Annotated in this window: 18 protein-coding genes; 4 read left to right on the top strand and 14 right to left on the bottom strand. The window is 49.5% G+C overall.

The annotated features are described in order from the left end of the window. Positions 1-9: 9 nt before the first annotated feature. The gene (gene mfd, locus FC99_RS10465) at positions 10-3555 is read right to left on the bottom strand and encodes a transcription-repair coupling factor (RefSeq protein WP_048732545.1); all 3546 of its coding nucleotides are present in this window, start codon (positions 3553-3555) and stop codon (positions 10-12) included. A gap of 492 nt (positions 3556-4047) precedes the next feature. After that, positions 4048-4605, bottom strand: a complete 558-nt coding sequence (pth, locus tag FC99_RS10460; RefSeq protein ID WP_048732547.1) for an aminoacyl-tRNA hydrolase — start codon at positions 4603-4605, stop codon at positions 4048-4050. Positions 4606-4898: 293 nt separating this feature from the next. Here pth and FC99_RS10455 point away from each other — a divergent pair, with 293 nt between their 5' ends. The 3 genes from FC99_RS10455 (at position 4899) to cbpA (ending at position 8877) form a co-directional block, all read left to right on the top strand. Further along, the gene (locus tag FC99_RS10455) at positions 4899-5861 is read left to right on the top strand and encodes an L-lactate dehydrogenase (protein WP_048732548.1); all 963 of its coding nucleotides are present in this window, start codon (positions 4899-4901) and stop codon (positions 5859-5861) included. 672 nt (positions 5862-6533) lie between these two features. Further along, positions 6534-7922, top strand: a complete 1389-nt coding sequence (locus FC99_RS10450) for a L,D-transpeptidase family protein (protein WP_048732550.1) — start codon at positions 6534-6536, stop codon at positions 7920-7922. Between the two features lie 313 nt (positions 7923-8235). Next, a complete protein-coding gene (gene cbpA / locus FC99_RS10445; RefSeq protein ID WP_048732552.1) occupies positions 8236-8877 on the top strand; it encodes a cyclic di-AMP binding protein CbpA in 642 nt (213 codons plus the stop codon). A gap of 270 nt (positions 8878-9147) precedes the next feature. On the opposite strand, the gene FC99_RS10440 is transcribed toward cbpA, so the two are convergent. From FC99_RS10440 to FC99_RS10395, 10 genes are all read right to left on the bottom strand, one after another. Further along, complete coding sequence (locus tag FC99_RS10440; RefSeq protein ID WP_048732554.1) at positions 9148-9534, bottom strand: type II toxin-antitoxin system PemK/MazF family toxin; 387 nt, start codon at positions 9532-9534, stop codon at positions 9148-9150. 39 nt (positions 9535-9573) lie between these two features. Continuing rightward, on the bottom strand, positions 9574-9801 hold the full coding sequence (locus FC99_RS10435; RefSeq protein ID WP_048732556.1) for a hypothetical protein: 228 nt from the start codon (positions 9799-9801) through the stop codon (positions 9574-9576). 86 nt (positions 9802-9887) lie between these two features. Then, positions 9888-11012 (bottom strand): alanine racemase, encoded by a 1125-nt coding sequence (alr, locus tag FC99_RS10430; protein WP_048732558.1) that lies wholly within the window; start codon positions 11010-11012, stop codon positions 9888-9890. Continuing rightward, positions 11012-11374 (bottom strand): holo-ACP synthase, encoded by a 363-nt coding sequence (gene acpS / locus FC99_RS10425; protein WP_048732560.1) that lies wholly within the window; start codon positions 11372-11374, stop codon positions 11012-11014. The genes alr and acpS overlap by 1 nt, the downstream gene beginning before the upstream one ends. 195 nt (positions 11375-11569) lie before the next feature. Then, the gene (locus FC99_RS10420) at positions 11570-12715 is read right to left on the bottom strand and encodes a baeRF6 domain-containing protein (protein ID WP_048732562.1); all 1146 of its coding nucleotides are present in this window, start codon (positions 12713-12715) and stop codon (positions 11570-11572) included. Between the two features lie 771 nt (positions 12716-13486). Further along, positions 13487-15076 (bottom strand): degradosome RNA helicase CshA, encoded by a 1590-nt coding sequence (gene cshA, locus FC99_RS10415; protein ID WP_048732564.1) that lies wholly within the window; start codon positions 15074-15076, stop codon positions 13487-13489. Positions 15077-15269: 193 nt separating this feature from the next. Next, a complete protein-coding gene (locus FC99_RS10410) occupies positions 15270-16655 on the bottom strand; it encodes a UDP-N-acetylmuramoyl-tripeptide--D-alanyl-D-alanine ligase (RefSeq protein ID WP_048732566.1) in 1386 nt (461 codons plus the stop codon). A 242-nt stretch (positions 16656-16897) separates the two neighbouring features. Next, positions 16898-17683, bottom strand: a complete 786-nt coding sequence (locus FC99_RS10405; protein ID WP_048732567.1) for a hypothetical protein — start codon at positions 17681-17683, stop codon at positions 16898-16900. A gap of 72 nt (positions 17684-17755) precedes the next feature. Continuing rightward, complete coding sequence (gene htpX / locus FC99_RS10400; RefSeq protein ID WP_048732569.1) at positions 17756-18649, bottom strand: zinc metalloprotease HtpX; 894 nt, start codon at positions 18647-18649, stop codon at positions 17756-17758. A gap of 8 nt (positions 18650-18657) precedes the next feature. After that, positions 18658-19233: a LemA family protein gene (locus FC99_RS10395; protein WP_048732571.1), complete on the bottom strand. Its 576-nt coding sequence runs from the start codon at positions 19231-19233 to the stop codon at positions 18658-18660. A gap of 104 nt (positions 19234-19337) precedes the next feature. Between FC99_RS10395 and FC99_RS10390 the strand changes: the two genes are divergently transcribed. Beyond that, positions 19338-19799 carry a low molecular weight protein-tyrosine-phosphatase gene (locus FC99_RS10390; RefSeq protein ID WP_048732572.1) on the top strand — a complete coding sequence of 154 codons (462 nt, stop codon included), beginning with the start codon at positions 19338-19340 and terminating at the stop codon, positions 19797-19799. 105 nt (positions 19800-19904) lie between these two features. Here the strand turns inward: FC99_RS10390 and FC99_RS10385 are convergent, their stop codons facing one another. Both FC99_RS10385 and FC99_RS10380 read right to left on the bottom strand, forming a co-directional pair. After that, the gene (locus FC99_RS10385) at positions 19905-22049 is read right to left on the bottom strand and encodes an L-type lectin family protein (RefSeq protein WP_162258582.1); all 2145 of its coding nucleotides are present in this window, start codon (positions 22047-22049) and stop codon (positions 19905-19907) included. Between the two features lie 392 nt (positions 22050-22441). Further along, positions 22442-24610: a lectin-like domain-containing protein gene (locus FC99_RS10380; RefSeq protein ID WP_048732576.1), complete on the bottom strand. Its 2169-nt coding sequence runs from the start codon at positions 24608-24610 to the stop codon at positions 22442-22444. Positions 24611-24853: the final 243 nt, after the last annotated feature.

The raw sequence follows: 24853 nt of genomic DNA, 5'->3' as shown, positions 1-24853 counted from the left end.
GCGCCCTCCTTAATCTTCAGCCGTTGGCGCATCATCCTTAGGCTTCGTGGTGACTTCTACAATGTCTCTGAGGGCCGCCATGAACTGTTGGACCTGTGGCAACCAATCGTTGACCGTCATGTTCGGTTGGAGGACCAACTTCACGTGTAACCGATCGTCATTGATCCCCACGGTCGCCTTTAACTTGGTTGCGGCTAAGGCCTTGAAGACATCCTCGCCGCCAAGGATATTCGTCCCCCGCTTAGAAATCGTGACGAAGACATCCCCGTTGACCCGGCGAATCTTATCGACTAACGCCAAATCTGCCGCTAACTTCAACTGACCAATCGTCAACAGCTGACTGACTGCATCCGGGTACTCCCCGAACCGGTCGATCAAGTCTGCTTGAATCTCACTAACCTCATCGTCATTTTCCAATTGGCGAATTCGTTTGTACATTTCAATCTTTTGTTGTTCATCTTCAATATAGTCACTTGGCAGATATGCTTCTACACCCAATTCGACAGTCGTGTCCGTCTTTGGCTGCGTGTGCTTCCCCCGCTTCTTAGCGACTGCTTCACTCAACATTTGCGTATAGAGATCATACCCCACGGAATTGATGAACCCGTGTTGCTGTTTGCCCAGCAAATTACCAGCTCCCCGAATGGATAAGTCCCGCATGGCAATCTTAAAGCCGGACCCCAGCTCGGTGAAGTCCTTGATGGCTTCCAAGCGCTTCTCACTAACCTCAGTCAGCACCTTGTTCGGCTTGTACGTGAAGTAAGCGTAAGCGACCCGGTTACTCCGCCCGATACGGCCCCGCAGTTGATACAACTGTGACAGCCCCATCCGGTCGGCATTTTCCACAAACAACGTGTTGGCATTCGGAATGTCGATCCCAGTTTCAATGATGGTCGTGGTAACCAGGACATCGTAGTCCCCGCGCAAGAAGTCAAATAAGACCCCTTCGAGCTGGGCTTCCGTCATTTTACCATGAATATAGCCGACCCGCGCCTCAGGAACCAACGCCTGAATCTGACTAACCGTTTTTTCAATATCGCCGACCCGGTTGTGCAGGTAAAAGACCTGACCGCCCCGTTGCATTTCTCGACGAATCCCGTCTTGAATGGCGCCAGCGTTTTGTTCCATCACATAGGTCTGAATCGGGAACCGGTTAGCTGGTGGCGTTTCGATCACGGAGAGATCCCGCACGCCAAGCATCGACATGTGCAGTGTCCGTGGAATTGGCGTTGCCGTCAAGGTCAACACATCGACGTTAGCCTTTAGTTGCTTCAACCGTTCCTTATGTTTGACCCCAAACCGCTGTTCCTCATCAACTAAGACTAAACCAAGGTTCTTAAACTTCACATCTTGGGATAACAGCCGGTGGGTTCCCACCACGATGTCCAGTTGACCGCTCTCCAGGTCCTTAATGGACTGATGGATCTGCTTAGTCGTCCGGAACCGCGAGAACATTTCGACGTTGATGGGATAACCTTCAAACCGGTTGATCATGGTGTCATAGTGTTGCTGCGCCAAAATGGTCGTTGGCACCAGGAAGGCCACTTGCTTGCCCGCTTCAACCGCCTTAAAGGCCGCCCGCAAGGCCACTTCGGTCTTCCCGTAACCCACGTCACCAACCAGCAGTCGGTCCATCGGCCGCGGCTTTTCCATGTCATGCTTGACTTCATCGATTGTTCGCAACTGGTCTGGCGTCTCGGCATACGGAAAGTCGTTCTCAAAGTCCGTCTGTAAGCTGTCATCTACCGGAAAGGCAAAGCCCTTCTCAGCAGCCCGTTTGGCGTAGAGATCAACCAATTCATCGGCGATGTCTTCAATTTTGGCAGCGACCTTACTCTTGGTCTTGGCCCACTCGGACCCACCTAACTTGTTGATCCGCGGCTTCTTGTCCTCGGACGACACGTACTTCTGAATCAGATTCAATTGCGTTACCGGGATAAAGAGTTGCGCGTTGTCCTGATAGTCGATGGTCATGTAATCCTGGTGGACCCCATCGACGGTCAGCGTCTGCATCCCGATAAACTTCCCGATACCATGGTTCACGTGGACCACGTAGTCACCGGGCTTCAGATCGGTATAGCTCTTCAACCGCTCGGCATTGGCCATGGTTTGGCGCCGTGGCCGTTTCTTAGTGACCTTCTGGAACATTTCGGCTTCGGTGATGACGACTAGCGACGCTTCAGGTAACTCAAACCCTGTCCGGAGGCGTTCAGGCACTAACTGCGTCAATTCCGCCTGCAAATTGGCCGACTTGGTCATGACAACCTTGATTTCAAAGTCGTCCAACGTCTGTTCGATCTTAGCTAGCCGCTCTTCATCTTGAACCAGCAAGACAATGGTCTGTTTTTGCTTGTGCCACCGGTCGATCTCCGTTTTCATCACGGGCATTTGACTGAAAAACTGTTGCATGGCCCGCGTCGCCACGTTCGTCACGGCCTGGAATCGCAGACTGCCCATCCCTTTTTGAAATAGTGCCAACATGATCTGTGCGTGGGCATCATTCTTGACAATGGGCCGTAACTCGCCGCCAAAGACCTGCTGTGTAAAGATTTGGTGATGGGCGAGTTTATCGGTTGCCCAGTTCGCTTCGTCCTCCAGCAGTTGCCGTTCCGCATCCTGCAGACGCGAATAGTCCCCGAACAATGCCACCCCGTTAGCTGGCAAATAGTCCAGCAACTGGTGATGTTCTGGGAACAAATAGTCAGCAAACTCCATTAATTGTGGATCGACCGACCCCTTCTTCAGGCCATCGATCAAGGGCTGTACCTGGTCGTTCAACGTGGTCGTCGCATCAGCATCCAACTTGGCGACCTGCTTTGCCAATTCGGTGGTCAGTGCCGCAGCCCCGGCTGTCCGCTCAGCAGCCGTTAAAATAAAGTCGGTTGCAGGCAAGACCTCTACCTGGTCAACATTTTCAATACTCCGTTGCGTGGCCGGGTCAAAGTAACGTAAGGAATCAATTTCCGTGTCAAAAAAGTCTAGCCGAACCGGGTAATCCGCCGCTAACGGATAAATATCCACGATGGACCCCCGCACGGCGAAGTCGCCGGGTCCCGCTACCAATTTCTGGTGCGCGTAGCCCATAGCAAATAATCGTTGCTGCAGGTCTTCCAGGTCGAAATCATCCCCGACCTTAACGGTAAACCGGGCCGCCGCAAAGTTGTCCGGTGCGGGTAGGAACCGGCGCAGCCCTGACAAGGCCGTCACGATGACGACCGGCCGTTCGCTCTGCAAGGCCCGTAGCGCGTCGATTCGCGCCGAACGATATTCGGGCGAACTGGTCGCGACCTCGGCCGCCAATAATTCTTCCACTGGAAACTCAAAGAGCTCGTCATCGGCCAGCAGGTTCGCTAGGTCGTCGACGAGTTGTCCAGCATGGTAGAGCGTATCCGTGACGTAGATCAGGGATCGCTGTTGTTCGTGGAGCAGACTGGCAATGAATAGCGTCTCCGCTGAGCCGTTGAGCCCCGTTACCAACTGACGTTGACCGGGCGCTAACGTTTGGCGAATCGTTTGATACCCCGCCGTCTGCGTCATAAATCCTTCTAAATTCACGCGATAACTTCCTATTCTTAGTTGAAATGTTTCTAAGCACGCAACAGCCGCCTTCGATGGTCAGGTACTCCGCCCGGTGAGGCAGACCTGAAGCCTGAGAAACGGTCTTCAGGGCGATCTTGAACCTCAAAAACCGAGTTTCAAGATGCGGCCAGTGTTCTAAGGCCGGCAAATCACCGGCCTAAGAACACCGACACGGGGCTCCGTACCTGACCATCTTCGACTACGTTTACGCTAGAAACCGTCAGCAATCATCCACCAAGGCATAAGGATTGCCATAAAGTATGTGGTCAATCCATCGTCAAACCACGATAAATGTTCTTCTTTATGTCATAACTAACCCAATTGCACTGTAAGTCAACACTTAGCACTGTGCATTCGGTACCCGTATAAATAACCCACCTTGATAGCTATTATCACAGTTACCCATGCGCACAGTACTAGCCGAAGGGTCGCCAGCTATGGGCTCAACGCGACGTTGCCTAGAGTTGCTTAGTTATACTGATTCATCAATTTCGGGAATTCACTGCCAGCTACCCAGTCCTCTAAAGCAGCGACCGCGTTGTCCTTGGCTTGGTTGAACAGTGGTGCTTGTTCAGTTGTAAATTTGCCTAAAACGTAATCGACCACCGTGTGTTGTTGTGGGTGGGCAATGCCGACCTTGATGCGCTTGAAGTCTTGGCTGGAAACGTGGGCGATGATGCTCTTGATTCCGTTGTGACCGCCAGCTGAACCGTGGTCCCGTAAGCGGATGCGGCCCAGGGGCAGGTCCATATCATCATGAACCACCATGATGTCATCCAAATCAATCTTAAAGTAGTTCATCAGGGGGTGGACAGCGCGACCGGATTCATTCATGAAGGTCGTTGGCTTAACCACCAACACCTTTTCACCGTTAACCATCCCGGTTCCATAACGGGCATCCAGTTTACGCGTGGTCAAATCGATCCCATGCTTTTGAGCAAAGGCGTCGACGACCATAAAGCCCGTATTGTGCCGTGTTTCATTATATTGTGGTCCAATGTTCCCTAAACCAACGATCATTTTCATGTTGTTAAGCTCTCCCTCAATGCAGTTTCCCTAGCCAGAAACAAAATAGCCGGACGGGACCGTTTCTCCCCGTTCAGCCGGCTCAGGTTATCTTCTCAATTTCAAATTCATCACTTCTGAGTATAGCATAGTCCCCCTGTAACTTCACGAATGAGGCCTCTAAGTGAAATAGATTGCAAAGATAGCGTTTCCATTAAAGAAGTTTTGATTCGGAGTCGTGGTCGCCCGTCAGGTTACATGGTATACTAGGTCACGGGTATTATTGCGACCCTGACGTCAAAATTTTATAGGAGATGAAGAATTTGACTACTAAGAATCATCAAAAAGTTGTTTTAGTCGGTGACGGTGCCGTCGGCTCATCATATGCTTACTCAATGGTGAACCAAGGTTTAGCCGAAGAATTCGTAATTGTGGATGTTATTAAGGAACGTACTGAAGGAGACGCCTTGGACCTTGAAGACGCCCAAGCCTTCACTGCTCCTAAGAAGATTTACTCCGGTGACTACTCTGACTGCAAGGATGCAGACGTTGTTGTAATCACTGCGGGTGCTCCACAAAAGCCCGGCGAAACTCGTTTAGACTTGGTTAACAAGAACTTGAAGATCTTGTCTTCTATTGTTAAGCCAGTCGTTGATTCTGGTTTCGACGGTATCTTCGTTGTTGCTGCTAACCCAGTTGACATCTTGACTTACGCAACTTGGAAGTTCTCTGGTTTCCCAAAGGAACGCGTTATTGGTTCCGGTACTTCTTTGGACACTTCTCGTCTGCGGGTTGCTTTGGCTAAGAAGCTTGGTGGCATCGACCCTCGTAACGTTGAAGCTTACATCATGGGTGAACACGGTGACTCCGAATTCGCTGCTTACGATGAAGCCACTATCGGTTCTCGTCCATTGAAGGACGTTGCTAAGGAACACGGCTTGACCGATGACGACTTAGCTAAGATCGAAGACGACACGCGGAACAAGGCTTACGAAATCATCAACCGTAAGGGCGCAACCTTCTACGGTGTTGCTACCTGCTTGATGCGCATCACCAAGGCTATCTTGCGTGACGAAAACGCCATCTTACCAGTTGGTGCTGCATTGAACGGTGAATACGGCTTGGACGACATCTTCATTGGTACGCCAGCCGTTATCAACGGTAGTGGTTTAGCCAGCGTTGTCGAAGTTCCTCTCTCCGACAAAGAAAAAGAATTAATGGCTAAGTCAGCTGAAACCTTGAAGAAGGTTACGAAGGACGGTTTAGCAGCCCTTTAATCAGTTAACTCAGTTCTAAAACGAATCGTCGTTGCCTATGGGTGACGGCGATTTTTTTGTTAAACCACACTTAGCATAGTCGCCTCCGGCTGCCAGGGATGTAGCCTGCTGTGGGGACGCTTCAGGCTGGAAAACCACCAGTCTTCTCGCTCGACTAGCTACATCCCTGGCCTCCTACGGCTAAGATTGACGTTCACCGATAAAATGCCTGTCCTACGGGCTAATTGACTCCGTTTGTTTTCCGATTTTCATTTTCCACAGCCTAAGTGAACCTTCAGCACACGTCGTCAACTATCTCAATCTAAAATAAACTCACCGTTACAATTATCCAAAAACAAATTAATTGCCACTATTATCCACCAGACCCAATCCCCTGCCTTGTCTGAAATTAGTCACTTTTTAAAAATAATATTTTTTTATTTGACTCGCTTTCTCACGCTGAATATCATCATTTCAATAGCCAGCTCACCCGCCACAGATACCACCATAACGGCTAAACCAGCAAAAGGCTAAAATTTCTTTGAGACCTGACCAAATAAGTAATGTAATCGTTAACACTGGTGCATCCAGATTGTCATTTAAGGTTGTTTGAAGTAAGCTTGAGTTATGCTATGAAGTGATAGTTAAGAATGACGACTTTTCCTCCACAGGCTATTTTTAGGAGGTCTCATGATGAAGAAACGAAAAGCCTTCGTGATTGGTCTTGCCACCGCCATCGTCGCGGTCGGAGCCATTTACGTTGGACAAGCTTTACACTACTCTTCGGCGCAGGTCTTCTTTAAGGATACCGAAATCGCCGGAGTTAACGTTGGCGGAAGTACCGCCAGTCAAGCCGCCACAAAGTTGAAATCAGCGTTGAAAAACCAGCAGCTGACACTCAACGATGGCAGCGAGACCGTCTCTACTTTCAAGACGCAGCGAGTTAACTTAAAAGTTACCTCACAAGCTGCTCTGAAGCAATTAATTGCCAAGCAAAACATTTGGAGCTGGCCCGTTCACGTCACCACGGCGACCGCGGACAGCATCGAACTCAACGCTAGCAACGAAAATCAACAAAGTGTTCAAGCGCTTGCCAAGGAAATTTCGACGAAAGCCAACAAGACCAGAACCGCTCCCACGGATGCCACGTTTACTTACCATGACGGTGAGTACGTGACGACCAGAGCGCATACCGGTAATCAACTCGACGCCGCTAAGGTTGCCAAGTCGATCACGCTGGCCATTGAAAAAGGCAACACCACCGTCGACGTTTCTAAGGACTACTTGAAGCCCGATGTCACCACTAAATCTGCGGCGTTCAAGACTGCCGAGAAAAAGGCTGAGAACATCACCAAGCAGACTTACACCTACAAGTTGAGTGGTCACAAGATTACCATTCCAGCCGCAACTCTGGCCAGTTGGTTGACGTTTAAAAACGGTAAACTAACGACCAAGACGGATCTGGTCAAGGACTACTTGACTAAACTCAGCAGCAAATATGGAACCATTAACAAGACGCGGACCTTCAAGTCGACTAAGCGCGGCACGGTCAAAGTTAAGGCTGGGCTTTACGGTTGGAGCATTAAAGTCAAGTCTGAAACGCCGATTCTCAGTAAATTGGTTCTTGCCGGCAAAGGCATGGACCGGACGCCAACGATCCAAGGTAGCGGTTACCACAATAGCGGAACCGATATCGGCAACTCGTACGTCGAAGTTGATAAACAGAACCAACACATGTGGGTTTACAAGAACGGAAAAGTCGTCGTTTCTACCGACATTGTGACTGGATTACCAACTAACGCCCACCACACGCCAACTGGTGTCTGGGTCATCTGGAGTAAACAACGAAATACGACACTGCGCGGTAAAAATGATAACGGATCCAGCTATGCTTCCAAAGTGAAGTACTGGATGCCGATCGATGATACCGGCGTTGGGATTCATGATTCGCCATGGCAACCAGAGTACGGTGGAACGTGGTACAAGAAGCATGGCTCACATGGTTGTGTCAACACGCCACCTTCGAAGATCAAGTCGGTCTACGAAAACGTTAGCGTCGGCACACCAGTTATCGTCTTCTAATAGAAATCTAAAAAAGTTGCGGTTCCCGCTTACCGGGTGCCGCAACTTTTGCGTTAATTTACTTTAAGGCTAGTCCAATTGCCAACAACACAATGATCGCCACGAATGCGGCAACCGTCCAATACAGCCACTTTTTCGTAATAATCGGCTTATCCTGCGGGTCATGCGGCGTCTTCACGTGACCACCCTCCTTGCCTAAATCTTTCTCTCATTTTAACACGCTTTTACTGGAAAATGACTACCAGCGGACCCGGAAATATGGTATTATTAGGAAAGATTATTAGAAGTTTCTAATTTTAGGAGGTCGTCAGCTATGCTGCTAAAATCCCTAGTGAAACCGAAAGAACGTTTAGTTACGGTTCGCGAGGACGTTACCTTGGAACAAGCCTTAAAGGTCTTGGAAGATTCTGGTTATCGGTGTGTGCCGATCCTAGATGAAACCGGCCAGATTTTCCGGGGGAACATCTATAAAATGCACATTTATCGCCATAAGTCCCGGGGCGGCGATATGCAGCTCCCGGTGACGTCATTGCTGAAGAACGCCACGAAGTTTATTTCCGTTAACGCGGCCTTCTTCAACGTTTTCTTCTCCATCAAGGATTTGCCTTACATTGCCGTGTTAGACGACAAGAATGCCTTCTACGGTATCTTGACGCATACACGCTTGATGGATATGCTTTCTCAATCTTGGAACGTCAACATTGGAAGTTACGTGATCACGGTGGTCTCCGCCGGTGAACGTGGTGATCTAGCTGGCATGGCCAAGATCATCACCAAGTACACGTCGATTGCCAGTGTCATCAGCCTGGACGCGCAGGAAGGCGAACTGGTTCATCGGACCATGTTCACTCTGCCCGCTGAAGTCGACGAAGAAAAATTAGACCGCATCGTAAAGGCCCTCGAACGCAAGGAATTCCACGTTCCTGAAATCGAAGACTTACGCCACGAAAACTAGTTAGCAAACAAAGGAGTCTGGGACTTTTCTCAGACTCTTTTGCTTGCTTAAAATGCGTGCCCAAAAGTGCTTAACCGGCGAGCATTAACACAACGAGATTCCTAGACGTCCCACAAAAGGAGCTCTGTTCGACTTTACCGAACAGAGCTCCTTTTCTTCGTCCTAAGCATCTCGCGACACTCTCTGACAAATCCGCCAGACCGCTTAGTTATGATTTAAATTACTCGTCAAAACAACCGCCACTTTATACCGGTCATTTCAAGGCTGCTGCTATGTACGTGGTGCCTTTTTCTTCTTTGACTTTTCCACCAACCCGATGCTAGTTGCGAGTGCGGCGTCAACCGCCGCCATGGTCTTAACGTCCAAATGGGTCACTTGGTCCTTTAACCGTTGCTTGTCGATCGTACGGATCTGTTCAAGCAAAATGACGGAATCCCGCTCAATTCCGGTTCGAGCTGCCGAGATGCCAACATGAGTTGGCATCTTCGGCTTCTCGATCCGGGCGGTGATTGCCGCCACAATTACGGTTGGACTATAGTGATTTCCCACGTTGTTCTGGATAATTAAAACGGGGCGCATGCCACCCTGCTCCGAACCAACGACTGGTGAGAGGTCGGCAAAGAAAACGTCACCGCGTTTGACTTCAACACGGGCCATGGGCCGCCATCCCCTATCTACAAATATTTGAGTTTAAATTTAATGTTCTGCGCGCCGATACTGCGTTAAGCACCGTTCTGCTTCTTCTTCACACGGTGTAAACGCCCGGGCAATATCTTGATTAATGAGGGCCATCGCCTGGTACCCGACAATTAAATCTAGTTTGCGGGCTGCTGCCGACCGCAGGGGAACCAATGCTTGAAGCCGGTCCCTGCGAGGGATGTGTAACCGTAAATGTGGTCGTTCTAATTGTTGAGAACGGATCATGATAACCCTCCTAAAATATTAATTACTCTCGACTAATATACAGTTTACCACGAAACGCGCATTCCGAACACATTAACTGGTGTAAATTAATTGAGATAGTAACGAGGTAGACGACTTGTGAATCCACAAGCAATCTCGTAATGAATCGTTCCACAATAATCCGCAATATCTTGCAAACTAATCGCTGCCGCACCATCTCGACCGACCAGTGTGACCTTAGTTCCCCGGTGATACTCTTTGGGCAACCGAACCATCAATTGGTCCATACATACGCGGCCGATAATTTCACAAGCTTGGCCATCTACTAGGACATGGAACCCCTGTAAACGGCGTTCGTAACCATCCGCATAACCAATAGGAACCGTTCCCACCCATTCGGCCTGTTGAGCGGTATAGGTCGCTCCGTAGCTCACGGAATCGCCAGGCTGTAACTCTTTACAATGAACCAGTTGACTCGTCAAACTCATGGCTGGTTGTAAGGGATAAGGTTCCGCAATGGCCGTTCCAGAAGGATTCAAGCCGTAACCGGCGACCCCAAAACGCACCAGATTGTCGTTGCAGGCCGCATGCCAAAGACTCGTTGCGGAATTTGACACGTGGACATAACGTGGCCGTTTTTTCAGTGACCCCACCAATTTTTGCCAATTAGCCACTTGTTTTTTGAAATAAGCGTCATCGGGATCATCCGCCGTCGAGAAGTGTGTGAAGATTCCTTCAAATAAAATGTGGTCAGCATTCGACCCCATAAAGTCGATTCCAGTCTTCAAAGTGGCTGGCGTCCGGAACCCGATGCGGCCCATCCCAGTATCCAACCCCAGATGAACCCGCAGTGGTTGGTCTTCCTTTGCCAGTGCCAAGTATCGATCAGCGTCAATCAGCCAGTCGGTCGCCGCAACAGTGGCCGAAATCTTCTCCCGGGCCATCAACGGGGCATCTGCCGGCTCCGTAACACCTAGAATCAAGATGGGCTCATTGAAGCCCGCTGCTCGTAACTCCAGTGCTTCGTCTAAAATGGCAACACAAAAGCCACTGGCCCCGGCATCCTTAGCTGCCTGCGCCACTTGAATAGCGCCATGGCCATAACCATTGGCCTTAACCACCATAAACAATTCACAGTCACCCTCTAACCGGTTGACCTCTGCACAAATATTTTCCCGTAACGCCTGGCGATCGATCACCAATTGCGTTGGCCGGTGTACCCCAACTACCATTACGATTTCCCTCTTTCTAGGATGACCTGCGTCATGACCAGCGTGGCCGTATGTGAAATGGACACGTGGGCAATTCCCCCAAACGGCTGGCGGAGCACCATTGGTTTACCGGCGGCGTTATCGCGAATTTCAACGTCTTGAAAGCCGACCGTCTTGCCAATCCCGGTCCCCATGGCTTTCCCGTAAGACTCCTTCGCCGACCACCGGCCAGCAATGAATTCGACCGCGCGTTGACCACTCAAATGCTGGTAATCTGCCAACTCCCCTGACGTCAAAACTTTCGCCAGAAACTGGGGTTGCCGCTCGACTACCGCAGCCACACGTGCGAGATCCGTAATATCAATGCCGGTTCCATAGATCATGGTGTTCACCTCTCCTATAATGTCTAGCTAATATTTTAGCACAGCAAACGTCATTACAGTTGACGAACTTACCGGTTACGGCAAAACATAACCTAAACTAAAACAATCAATTGACGGAAATTCTGACGACACATCGCCCAACCAACAGAAAAGAGAGGCGAGCTCACCGTCTCGTCTCTCCCATTTATGTCACGTTTAGTGGTGCGTCACCGCTGCCCGTAGCCGCAGCTGGGCTGCTACCGGGCTACTGGTTGGCATTGCATCAGCTGGCAAGACCTGCACCTGACCACCCAGCTTGCTGACAAGCAGTGCCAGATCGTTGTACAGGTTGTTCTGCCGACTGAGCGCCGTCGCCGTCATGATTTCACCCTTCTCAGCCAGGTGTCCCGGTTGAAAGGCATCATCACGCAACCATAATTTCTCCAGTTGACCTTGAACTGCGGCGGTGGCTAACGGACCGAGGTCTTGCACGACCCGCTCACCTTGCCGGGCCTTGGCGTACGCGTCTTTTCTGATGTGTGTCGCTTGCAGATGACGTTGATCACTCACGTTGACCGTTAACGCCGCCAGGGTTTGGTTGGCTGCTGCTAAATTAGGGCCCTGAACGACTCTCACGGTAGCGTCCAAGTAAGCATTTTGCGACAATTTCCGGAAGTTCCCTTGCTCACTGGCGCTGGCAACTAGGATGAGTGGCACCTGGTCCACATTGGAAAAGTGTTGCGTCACGTAGGCATCGACCATCATAAAGTAATTCCGCTGATCGGCGGCCCGGGCTGAATCCAAGGAGCCAGTCCCGCTGTAATGAGTGTGTTCGCCGGCGGATCGTTGCCAACGACCACGATCACGTAACTCGTCACCCAACGCCTGTTCTAATGTTTCTGGCGCGTCTAATGGTAAATTGACTAGCTCTGCACGACCATTGCGGACCTGTGCCAGTTCGAACGCATCACGCCCCAGTAATAGCAGGTCGTAATCGCTAGTCTGGTCTCGCGCCTGTAAAATCGGTAGGACATTCGGCTGGTAAGTGACCGTAATCGTCGCTGAAACTGGCGTGTGCAACCAGTAGTGGTAACTGGCGGTTGGTCCAGCCATAATCAACAGGCCAGCAGCACTCCCGTTAGTTAACGGACCGTGGTTAAACGGTTCGAAGGCTTCGGCGTAGGCGCCCCACGCTCTGTTGGGGGCAACCTCGGCTAACCGGTTACGGCCGGCCTGTAGTAAACTTTTGAATTGAGTCCGATCAGTCGCCGGAATCCCAGTAATGGGCAGAGTCATGGTGACAAATGGACCAGGCTTAGTGGCAAGCGTCAGTGCAGCGTGTAAGTCGAAGTTGTTGGCCATGAGTAATTCCTCCATTTTGGTTGTCATAAGTTTATTCGTATCAATTCGATAAGAGAATAATATCATGATGGTGTGGAGAATGCAACTAAATATTTTTGTCCAAAATGTGTTTATAGTGTGAACTTGATTGAGAAATGCCTATTTGGTGGGGATTTAGTGGCTTGAAAAGATTTTTATTTTTTTACGCATGCTATGAGATACTGCTGACCTTGCTTTAACTCCAGTAAGTGCCGGACCGGTTTATATATATTCCATTTGCTAAAACAATTACAGTTAAAATATCTCTCGCCACTATATCCTGGTCCTGGCGGCTTCCGAAACGAGTTCCGCGAGACAGGTTCCTGCGCTTAACACGAAAAGAGCTTCTGCTCGGATGTTCTTCTTTTTTATACTTGCTAAAACAATTACAGTTAAAATGTCTCTCGCCACTATCTCCTGGTCCTGGCGGCTTCTGAAACGTGCACCACAGGGCAACTCCCTCCGCTTAGCCCCAATAAGTACCGGACTGGTTTTTATATATTCCGTTTGCTAAAACAATTACGGTTAAACCGTCTCTCGCCACTATATCCCGGTCCTGGCAGCTTCCGAAACGAGTTCCGCGAGGCAGGTTCCTGCGCTTAACACGAAAAGAGCTCCTGCTCGACTCTGCCGAACAGAAGCTCTTTTCCCGTTAATGCTCAGAACCTAAGCGCCTCGCTCCACTCTCTTATACACAAAAAGCCCTCACCCAATGCCATGAGTGAGGACCCTTCTAATCAATTTTAGTTAAAACTAGTCTTTCTTCCGAATGGTGAAGCCGCGGCTTCCACCTTCGTTACGCCGACCACCGTTGCTGCCGTTACTACGACGATTTCGGTTATCGCCATGACTACGTGAGTCATGTGAATCATGATTGCGCGAATCGTGGGAACGTGAGCCACCACGGCCGCCGCGTGAGTCGTTGCTCCGATGACCGCGGTAACCGCCGCCACCATTGCCACCACGCCGGTTGCCGCCACCATGATGGTAACCGCCACCGCCATGACGTTTGCCACCGCGCTTAGGCAGTGGTCGTTCTGGCGTGATCTTAACGGGAACCTGGTTGCTGTCATCCTTAGTTAAGTCGTTCAAAAGAGCGGCAACTAAGTCTTCGGCATCGAATTCGCTCAACAGGCCTTCAGCCGTCTTCGCAAACTTTTCGGTATCCGTCTTGTTGACCAGTTCGGTAACCTTGTCCTTGGCTGCGCCTAATTGGCTCACCAAAGCTTCTTCATCCGAAGGTGGCTTCAAAGGCAGCATGCGCACCTTCGTCAGCTTTTCGATTTCACGCAAGTAGTCCATTTCGTTAGGCGTCACAAAAGTCATGGAGACCCCATGCTTCCCGGCACGACCAGTACGGCCGACACGGTGAACGTAACTATCTGGATCTTGAGGAATATCGTAGTTGTAAACGTGGGTCACGTCGTTAATGTCAATCCCACGGGCAGCCACATCGGTTGCGACCAGGATATCCAATTGACCGTGACGGAATTCGTTCATGATTTGTGTCCGGCGCTTTTGCGTCAAATCACCATGAATACCGGCAGCGTTATAACCGCGGGCTTGTAACCCACTGGAAATTTCGTCGACCCGGCGCTTCGTCCGTGTGAAGACAATGGTCAAGTCTGGTGATTGGACGTCGAAGAAACGCGTCATCACATCAAACTTTTCAAAGTCACGGGAACGGACGTAGAATTGATCGATCAAGTCGGTCGTTAATTCTTTAGCCTTAATCTTCACGTGCTTAGGATCTTGCATGAATTGAACACCCACCCGCTTAATTTCGGGAGGCATCGTTGCGGAGAAGAGCATCGTTTGACGTTCTACTGGCAATTGTTTGATGATGTCTTCAATATCATCCAAGAAACCCATGTTTAACATTTCGTCGGCTTCGTCCAAGACTAACATTTGGACGTGGTCGAGCTTCAACGTGTGACGACGAATGTGATCCAATAAACGACCCGGGGTCCCAACAACCACTTGCGGGTGGTTCTTTAAGGATTTGATTTGGCGACGAATGTCAGCCCCACCGTAAACGACTTGGACGTTAGCCCGTTCGTTCCGGCCTAATTTATAAATTTCTTCTTGGGTTTGGATAGCGAGTTCCCGTGTTGGAGAAACCACCAACGCCTGAACATTTTCGTTACTCTTATCAATCTTTTCCAAGATAGGTAAGGCGAAGGCCGCAGTCTTCCCAGTCCCGGTTTGGGCTTGTCCAATCACATCTTGACCAGCCAAAACCATGGGGATTGTCTCGGCTTGAATTGGGGTCGCTTCCTCGTAACCTGCTGTCGTAACTGCTTTCAGTAGGTCATCGGAAAGACCCAGTTCTTTAAACTTCAAAAATAATTTCCTCCTAAATGAGTACGTCGCCCTAGTGCCTCGTGAGACTCGGAAAAAATCCGTTTTCCTTGACACGACTTACGATTGGCTAGGGCGGGGTAAATTTCGTTCTTAAAATACAACTAAGCCATCATACAACGTGAAAACAAAATAAGCAACTCCCACGACTCGTGGAAATTGCTTTGTTTTCATCTTAATTTTCAGAAGAATCCTGTAATGCCGCTAAAACTTGCTCTAAATGAATCCCGTGGGACCCCTTTAATAAAATTTGGTCACCTGCAGAAAGTTGACCCTGTAAATCTGCCGTAAGCGTTACCAGGTCATCCGTGGCAAAATGAGACACGGGCAAGTCCGGTGCCTGCTTGGCCAAGGCGGCTTGCAAGGCCAGCATGTGCGGACCGACCAGATAGACGTGACTGATCTTCATCGGGTCGATTGCACTGGCTAATCCGGCGTGCATGGCATCGGCTTGATCGCCCAATTCCAACATATCTCCTAACACCACGTAGCGCTTACCAGTCACTGGCGTCTTAGAGAAGGCCGCCAGAACCTCCTTGACGGCCGTCGGGTTGGAATTATAGACATCACTTAAAATGGCAGCACCGGTATTACTCTTGACCCATTCCGCGCGGTTCTCGGTCAGGGGCACAGTCGCCAAGGCTCGTTTGGCACTTTCGGGTCTGATTCGATAAGCATTAGCCACCGTCAGCGCTGCCAAGGCATTGTTGACGTTATAGGTCCCAATCATCGGAATCGTAAAGGTAATCTCTGGCCACTCATTGGTACTAAAGCTCGTCTCGGTCGCCGTACCGGCTACGTTGGTCGCAAACAAATCGTTATCGTCATGTTGACCGAACGTGAGCCGTTGTTGGCTCAATGCCGTGGCCCGTTCGCGAAGTAACGGTTCATCTCCGTTGTAAACGAAGATTCCGTCGTCACTCAGGCCATGGGTGATCTCAAACTTAGCGTCCGCAATCTTATCCCGCGTCCCGAAGAATTCAATGTGGGCTTCCCCAATCATGGTCACGACAGCAAGGTCTGGTCGCACCAGCTTACTCAAGAAGTCTAGTTGACCAGGCCGATCCATCCCCATTTCAACGACCAACATCTCTGTGTTCGGTTCCATGGACAAGACCGTCATTGGCACACCAATTTCATTGTTGAAGTTGGCATGGGTCTTCGTCACGTTAAACTGGGTGGCTAAAACGGCGGCAATCATATCTTTCGTGGTGGTCTTCCCATTGCTCCCCGTAATGGCAACGACCCGCGGATTAATTTTAGTTAAATAGTACTGCGCTAAGGCTTGCAGCGCCTTTAACGAATCAGCGACCTGAATCACCGGAAAATCTGCCGGTGCCGTCGCTAAGTCGCGGGCCCACAACGTGGCCGCGGCGCCGTGGTCGATCGCCGATTGAATAAACTGGTGACCATCTTGTTCGCCAGTCAACGGAATAAAGAGCCCCCCCGGCTGGAGGTGCCGACTGTCAAACGCAACACTAGTCACGCTGACATCGCTCCATTGTTCAAAATCATTGATTGCTCCCACTGCATGAGCAATTTCAGCAAGCTGCATCTTCATGTTTTCTGCTCCTAATTTACGGGCGACCCTCATGGTAACGCCCGGTTTCAAGTTGGGCCACCACCCGATTAGTCGACCGAATGATGACTGCCAAATAAATTCTGTTTTTTATTATACCATGGATTGCCGATGTCATTCTTAAATCCACCGGAAAAACTGCGTCGCGTGACCACTCGCAACCACTAAAAAAGCCATGGTCATCCCTACCAGTAGTAGAAACGCCCACAGCTCGGTGACTTATATTAAATTAAATCTGCTACATCACTAAATACTTGATTATCATGAATGCTCAAGGCCCATTCACGCGTTGTCAGATCATAGCGTAAGCTCGCAACTTCCCGTGAATCGGCGTAAACCTCTTCTTGGGTGTACCAGGTGGCTTGCCGCTCAGGATGAGTGACCGCCCGTACCGGAATCACGTAGATGCGGTGTCGCTCGACTAATTGGTCAAAAGCAATGATCATCCCATCAAGAAGTCCCTGCGTTAACTGCAAAAGAATCTCATGGGGAATGTCACTGATGGCTAACGGCCGGGCAAAGACCCACCGATTGTTGTGAATCGCGCGTAGATGCCGCTTGATACTAACTTCCAACACGTGGTCAAAATCCCCCAAGTGCCGGTAATACGTCTTGTAAAACCCATCGCGAAGCGTCAAATAAGCATACTCATTTTGCAGTTTCGCATAAAATGGTGTCCGAATGTGCGTTTCCATGTGCGCCAAATACAAGAGCTCCGCAATCTCACCCGGCAATAAAAAGTCGAGATCATCACCGTGAGCGTAATCTAGCCATTTAACGGCACGGTCGTGTTTGCCTAGCAGATAGCGGCGAATCTGCGCTTGGCCCGTGATGGTCTGCAGGCGCGTGTGCGGATTGATTTCCACATCGTTACCGGACTCATCGTTCAACAAAAGAAGCTGATTGGGTATCGCCGGAATACCGTTCAAAAAATCAGCGGGTGAAATGCCCAACGAATAAATCATATTCGTCACGGGCTCTAAACTTAAATAGACAAAATTTCCGCGCATACTCTTACACTCTTTCCCCTAGTCTCAAAGTTAATTGTACTACGAAACGTCGGTAAGTCACTCACTATTTTTTTACATTTTTTCGAGCCGCGCAATCCGATCGGCAATCGGCGGATGGGTGGCAAATAGATCGGCAAACTTTTGGCGCTTCTTGAAGGGATCACTAATATACAAAGCAGAACTGTTCGGGTCGGCGGCTTTCATTGGCTGACTGTCGTCGATCTTCTTCAATGCGTTGATCAGGCCTTGCGGGTTACGGGTCAGCTCGACACTTGACGCATCGGCCAGGTACTCCCGGTTACGTGACAATGCCATCTGAGCAATACTAGCGGCCAGTGGCGCTAAGATGATGAGCAGAATGGAGATAACGATGCCGATGATGTTCCCACCGGAGTCTCGATCATCATCTCGACTGCGGCCACCGCCCCACCAGAACCAGTTGCTGGCAAAGTTGACCAGTAACCCGATTGCCGCAGACAACGCCAAGGCAATCGTCTGTAAGCGAATATCGTAGTTTCTGACGTGAGACATTTCGTGGCCGATAACGCCTTCGAGTTCTTCTCGGTCGAGCCGGTCCAAGATGCCAGTGGTCACAGCTACAGCCGCGTGCTTGGGGTCATTCCCCGTCGCAAAGGCATTGGGACTGGCATCCTCAATGATAAAGACCCGTGGCATAGGAACCTGCGCCACTAAGGCCATATCTTCGATCAGATGCCAGAGCTGAGGCGCCTGCTGGACATCCTTGATCTCGCGGGCATGGTTCATACTCATCACAACATTGGTCGACTGACTGATCATGATGACCATGTATACCGCCGTCACCACGGCCGCAATCACCGTGCCAGACACCCAACTGTTCCAGAATAGGTAGCCCAGCGCCGCACCGATGGCCAAGACCAGGACGCCGAAGCCGAACATCACGTAGCCGGTCCGCCGTTTATTCATGGCTATTTGGTCATACAACATGTTATCGCCTACTTATCTTGGTTGAAATCGTCAAAATTGACTTTAGGCGCCACCTTTTCCTCTTCAGGAACCTGCAGGTAGTCGCTTTCTTGGAAATGGTGAATCTTAGCAACGATGTTACTTGGGAACGACTGAATCTTCATGGTCAAGTTGGCCACGGAGCTGTTGTACAGTTGCCGCGAGTAAGCAATCTTGTTTTCTGTATTAGTTAATTCTTCCATTAATTGCGTAAACTGTGTGTTGGCCTTTAAATCTGGATAGTTTTCAGACAGAGCAAACAATGACCGCAGTGTCGTGGACAACTGGTTAGAAACTTCCATGGTCTGTTGATGGTCACCGGCTGGAATCGCCGTTAATTGATTCCGCAGTTCAACCACCTTTTTTAACGTTGATTGTTCATAGTTGGCGTAACCCTTCGTGGTCGACACCAGGTTGGGAATTAAATCATTCCGCCGCTTCAATTGCACATCAATTTGACTCCATGATTCTTGTACGTGGGTCCGCGTCCGAATCAAGCCGTTATAAGAACTAATATACCAAACGACCAATAAGGCCACGATAACGATTAAAATAATTGCTACCATATGCGCTCTCCTCCTATTTTTTCTGGTAAACTCATCATAGCAAAAGGTCCAGCTAGACTCCAGTAACAACGCCTAGCTTAACCATTAATTAGGAGGTTACCCCCATGCAACACGTTCTCTTTGTTTGTCTCGGCAATATTTGCCGTTCCCCAATGGCCGAAGCCATCTTCAATGACTTGGTCGAAAAGCGCCAGTTGACCGACAAGTTCACTGCCATTTCCGTTGCGACTAGCCCCGAGGAAGAGGGCAATCATCCCCATCCCGGTGCCCTAAAGACGATGCGTGCCCACGGCCTAGATGCCAGCCAGCACCGCTCCCGGCCAATCACAGCCGCTGACTTTGAGTGGGCCGACACCATCATCACCATGGATCACAGCAACGTCGCTAATTTACAGCGTATGGCCCCTTCTGCGGCCGACCGTGACAAGGTCAAGCTCTGCCTAGATATTCTCCCCGGACGCGAAGGTGACGCCATTGACGACCCCTGGTACACACACAAGTTCGAGCTCACCTATCAGGAATTGGCTGCTGCCCTACCGGCTTGGTTGGATGCTCTGAACCAGTAACCCATTCAACTTACAGCATCAACTGCCTCTCTACACTTAATTTAAAGTACCGAACTAGTTCAACTTGAGAAATAGTTTGGTGCTTTTTTGTTCTATCCCCAGCTGTCAGATTGCATCCAATAACGACCAGAGGATCTCACCTTGATAGTTTCCGGCAACGGCTCCACCAGATAAATGTAGAAATAATCCGCGTTGCTTCTCCGCTGAATTCTGCCAGTCATCTGTCACATTTGTCACCGAATCTGTCCCTGCGTTCGTATGCTGCAGAATTGGTCGGGCAACATTGGTCAAGGGGATAGCTCCCCCACCTGTTTTATAAATAAGTTCACCGGCCAGTTTCTGCTTAGATTGCGTCTCAACTAACGGCTCTGTCTGGGCCTGTAATGTCCAACTGCCATTGCGCCGTGTGTCTGATACGGCCAGTGAAAACCCTGGTTGGGCAAAAACATCCTGCGCTCGACCGGTCAATTGCTCAATAAAGTCCAACTGACCAGTCGTATTGGTAAATTGGACCCGTCCTTGACCGACACTCGTATCACTTTCCAATGGCTCTAAGCTGATTTTCAGCGGCTGAGATATCAAGCCATCGGCAGTCACGAGTGTCAGCACTAGATCGTTATCTCCAGTGTGAAGTATATTCGCCGGCAACACATATCTAAACGTTCCCGGCTGCTCACTATCACTCATTGGCTGCTCAGCTTGTACGATACCATTGAGCTTACTAGTCATGCGTAGCTCCGAATTACGGTATTGTAACTTACCCAAATCGACACGGCCAGTCAATACAAGGGGTTTCGTATTATCCAAAGGAACCGTCGTATCCGTCTGTAGCTTCAGCGATATCTCTGGCTGGTCAACCGTAAATTCTGGCGTAGTTGCCTGAGTGGCGGCTTCTGTTCCATTAAAGGCACTGACGGCCGCTGGGACATGACCACCTTGTGTCTGGGTCTCTCCTTTAAACGACAGTGTAACCCATGGGTTTTTCTCAGATAATGTATGGGCTAACTGATAAGCGACCTGTCTGGTACTAAAATCAGTATTCCCCATTGGTAACTCATCTTGCCCCCCATCAGCATTAGTAATCGTTGCCGACCGAAACGTAACCTTCTCGGGTAAATTAATCTTTGCCACAATATTTTGCCAAGGTGTGCTCCCATTCAAATAGCGCAGCTTGTAATCCAATTGGATGGGAGCACCATGGGGAACAACACCACCATCTGCCACCGGCTTACCATTAGTCGATAGTGTCGCCTTCACATCACTATCGACTAAGTCTGGAATCTGATCAAAAACGACTAAATTATTCTCACCCCAAGCACCGGTGGCCCCTGTAAATCCCCACAGTGCCGAGCCAGTATGATCTGGATCAATATTCTTTTTAACCAGTTCGACCGTTGCGCTCATCCCACTACGACTCTCAGCGTTCGTATTAAGCTGTCGGTCGTCAAAGCTGTATGTCATCTTCCCAGTAAGTGCATCCTTAGAAGCTGTCTCATAGGACAACGTCACATGATGCCATTGACCATTTGCTAAAAAATTGTAGTTAGGCTGATTGTCGCCGTTGACTGCCCCATTCACATTTGGAAGAATCCCTTGATGATTGATGGACGTATAGTAGACATAGTTCTTAATCCAACCAAACAAGCTTTCAGAAAAAGCCGTGTGAGGGGAATAGGTCTCTTCTTTCCCCGGATAATTTGAAGCAATATGTGGGCCTGCTAGTGGTGTGTTATTTGTATTCAAATCAAACGAATTAGCTTCTCCAATTTGGTCAAACGCATTATTCATATTTAAATGGGTGTCAAACTCTAACGCCCAACTATTCTGAATTGCAGTCTGTGCAACATGACTTTTAAGTGTTTCTGAATTGCTTATTGTTTTATCATCATCAACACCCCAAACTCCCAGCGTTTCTCCTTGAATCTTATTTTTTTGGTCACTAGGAAACTTCGTCAGTGCATCTTTCCCCCGCGAATCATTCTGCAAAACAAAGGCCATCCCATCAGCAGCATTTTCATGTCCGTCACCAAAGTACAGCCACATAGACAACGTCTGATCATGGTTAAGATTAAATTTGCGATTAGGTTTAGACCACACCGCTCCCACTTGATAGGTACCATTCGTAATTTGAGCAACTCCTGTATTTGGTGACAATTTATTGTTTGATGGCACAATTTTTGACCTGCTCAAATCTGACGTTCCCACATCAAAGTAATCTTTTACTAAGATCCCCTGTGGTGTCTTCTCCAACGCTGTTGTGAGGTCATCTGGCTTGTCAGTCGCCATCGCCGGTTTCACTGGCCCTCCCATAGCAATCCCCATCTCCAGGCCGATTAGCCCACAAACCAAATATTTAAGCATCCTCTTACTCCTCTCCTGGTGGGGGTGTGACCGTTAACTATTACTGATAACGCTTTTATAATTTGCATTATATTAAATCACGTATAATAGTAACACCCCGTACTATTTTTGATTAGTATAGCACATAAACCAAAAATAGTACGGAAAATTATTGATATAACAATATTTATAAGCTAAATATAAGCATATTCATAAACCATCGTTTAGCAGTATAAGCTATTTTACGACGTACAAAAGGAGCGACCACAGTCTTCAACCGCAGTCGCTTCTTGCTAAGTTCTCTATTCACCGTTAACCAACGTCCAGTTAACAGTTCCTTCGTAATCACCAGCGGTCGCTCCCCCATTTACATTGAGGAAGATTCCGGTTTTACCGGTCCAGTCACTAGCCACATTAAATGGTGTCAGCGACCCATCCGAGTTGGTATGGTCAGCAATCAGCACGCTTGTCGACCCCAGTAGTTGCGCCGCTGTCGCAGTGTTTGTTTGATAAACTAACGAACCTGCCAAAGTGTGGGTTCCATCGACCAGCGGCGTTGCCGAGGCCGTTAATTTCCAGGAACTATCCTTCCCGCGAGTGTCCGCGACGTTCACCGACCATGGCTTAGCCGGGGCCAACTGCTGCTGACCACCCGTCAAGTTCCCGGCGTACGTGACATCCGTTGAAACATCCCCGAAGTCCAGCGACCCGGCCACATAGTTAATATTGGCCGTCACCGAATTCGAAACGTCGTGCAACGAATCGGTCAGGTACAACACCACCTTATTGACTCCTGGCTGCAGGTTTTCAACTGGCACCGTGTACGTAAAGCCGTTAGTGGCCTGGCTAGCCGTAATCTTAACGTCAGCGGCCGTCTTACCGTTCACGACCGGATGAATCGTCGCATCGGTCGCGGTGCCGCCTAAAATTGTCGCTTTAGCCGTAACCGTCGCCTCAGCGGGCGTTGCTGCATCCTTGTCCGCGTTACTTGCCCCCGTGAGTGCCAGCGTCATGCTGGAGTTCACTGAGGTCACGTTGAAGCCATCCAAGTTAGACGTCGCAATGGCGTTGCTTCCGACAAAATTGCTAACGGTGCTCGCCGCCGCAACCGTGCCGGCGCTCCCGCTATGGTCGACCGTCCCATTCAAAGTGATTTTAGCCGAATCATTCTCGGCCGACAACTCATCCTCGAGTAAGGTCGTCAGGCTCTGACCACTCAGATCACCTGCCGGAATCGCTTGGGTATCCCCGTTAGCGTAGGTAATCCTCCCAATATTATTGGCTTCATCGGCCCCAAACGTCAAATTAGTTGGCAACTTAATGCGTGCCGAAATATCTTTCCAATTCTGCGAGCCGCTTTCATAGTTCAACTCATAATTCAGCTTCACATGGTCACCGGAATAGATGGTGGACCCGCTAGTCACGTCTTGGCCCTGCGTCTCATCGGTCAGCGTGGCCTTCGCGGTACTAGACACGATCCCCGGAATCTGCTCAAAGTCGACCGCGTTGGTTTCAACAGCCGTCCCCGTTGACCCGGTGAATCCCCACCGCGCAAAACCAGTGTGCTGCGGGTCAATGATATTCGGATCGACTGAAACTGTCTGTGTTTTTCCAGTCAAAGGTGCGCCAGTCTTAGGATCCTTGTCGTTGTAGTCATAAGTCATAGTCTGTTTAGTCGCATTCCACTTAACCGTTAAATGATGCCAATTGCCATCCGTCATCAGTTTATAATCATTCGATGTTATTGCCCCCTTATGGTCCAACACCGCGTAATAAGCCGGATCGCTAGTCGTTCCCGCATTCCGCATCTGGTAGGTGCTAGCCTGTGCCGGATAGTTCGACGCGATATGGGGATAGTTATTCATATCGGCGTCAAAGGCGTTCGCACCAGCAGACGACGCCACCGTTCCCTTATCGATTTTTTTGTTAACATAGGTATCAAATTCAATAGCCCAACTATTCTGAACAGCCGTATTGACAATGCTATCGGCAGAGGGTGACGTGTAGTTTTGGTCGGTCCCCCAAGTCCCTAGGGTTTCGCCCCCAACATTTGCTCCGGCCAATCCCGTTGCATGCGCAGCCGTCCCGCGCGAATCGTTCTGTACTACGAAAGCCATCCCGTCACCAGAACTACTCGACTGTCCGTCAAAGTACATCCACATGGCCGCAGTCGCATTCTGTTTTAAATTGATCTTAGTTGCGTCATTCGTCCAAACCCAGCCAATCTGACCACCATTACTAGTCAATTGCACCACCTGCGTATTAGGTGCTGTGGTTTTCGAAGGATCTAACACCTGTGCCGAATTTCCGAGCCCAAAATCCGTATCAAAATAATCGCCCATCAACAACCCCTGTGGTGCATTTTTTACCGCTTGCATTGCACTCCAAGTTTGCCCATACGCTACCTGCTGGCCGATGCCAATACCAGCGATTGCCACAGCGGCGGCTAAAAACAGTTTTTTCCATCCCATCTGCAACACCTCCCCGACTTGATCAAGCGTCATCCAACTCGCACCCATCTGTAACCCGATAAATTAGTTATCCATTTACTAGATAGTGTCCTTAATTTGATTTTTAATTGTTTACTAGTTATCAAGTGATTAAGCTGCTATGGTCCCTTTTATATCAGGAACTATTCCAATAAAAGTTAATTGATAACTCCCCTGAAAGGATATAGCGGTAAACAAGTTTAATTATATTCTGTTTAGCCCTAT

It is taken from the genome of Levilactobacillus koreensis JCM 16448, assembly GCF_001435525.1.
GTDB lineage: Bacteria > Bacillota > Bacilli > Lactobacillales > Lactobacillaceae > Levilactobacillus > Levilactobacillus koreensis.
The sequence above is the reverse complement of the archived record's forward strand: the minus strand, read 5'-3'. Positions and strand labels throughout refer to the sequence as shown.

Coding starts and splice junctions, on each gene's coding strand:
- pth (WP_048732547.1), bottom strand. CDS start 4,605: ATGAAAATGATCGTTGGTTTAGGGAACATTGGACCACAATATAATGAA.
- FC99_RS10455 (WP_048732548.1), top strand. CDS start 4,899: ATGAAGAATTTGACTACTAAGAATCATCAAAAAGTTGTTTTAGTCGGT.
- FC99_RS10450 (WP_048732550.1), top strand. CDS start 6,534: ATGAAGAAACGAAAAGCCTTCGTGATTGGTCTTGCCACCGCCATCGTC.
- cbpA (WP_048732552.1), top strand. CDS start 8,236: ATGCTGCTAAAATCCCTAGTGAAACCGAAAGAACGTTTAGTTACGGTT.
- FC99_RS10440 (WP_048732554.1), bottom strand. CDS start 9,534: ATGGCCCGTGTTGAAGTCAAACGCGGTGACGTTTTCTTTGCCGACCTC.
- FC99_RS10435 (WP_048732556.1), bottom strand. CDS start 9,801: ATGATCCGTTCTCAACAATTAGAACGACCACATTTACGGTTACACATC.
- alr (WP_048732558.1), bottom strand. CDS start 11,012: ATGGTAGTTGGGGTACACCGGCCAACGCAATTGGTGATCGATCGCCAG.
- acpS (WP_048732560.1), bottom strand. CDS start 11,374: ATGATCTATGGAACCGGCATTGATATTACGGATCTCGCACGTGTGGCT.
- FC99_RS10420 (WP_048732562.1), bottom strand. CDS start 12,715: ATGGCCAACAACTTCGACTTACACGCTGCACTGACGCTTGCCACTAAG.
- FC99_RS10410 (WP_048732566.1), bottom strand. CDS start 16,655: ATGAAGATGCAGCTTGCTGAAATTGCTCATGCAGTGGGAGCAATCAAT.
- FC99_RS10405 (WP_048732567.1), bottom strand. CDS start 17,683: ATGCGCGGAAATTTTGTCTATTTAAGTTTAGAGCCCGTGACGAATATG.
- htpX (WP_048732569.1), bottom strand. CDS start 18,649: ATGTTGTATGACCAAATAGCCATGAATAAACGGCGGACCGGCTACGTG.
- FC99_RS10395 (WP_048732571.1), bottom strand. CDS start 19,233: ATGGTAGCAATTATTTTAATCGTTATCGTGGCCTTATTGGTCGTTTGG.
- FC99_RS10390 (WP_048732572.1), top strand. CDS start 19,338: ATGCAACACGTTCTCTTTGTTTGTCTCGGCAATATTTGCCGTTCCCCA.
- FC99_RS10380 (WP_048732576.1), bottom strand. CDS start 24,610: ATGGGATGGAAAAAACTGTTTTTAGCCGCCGCTGTGGCAATCGCTGGT.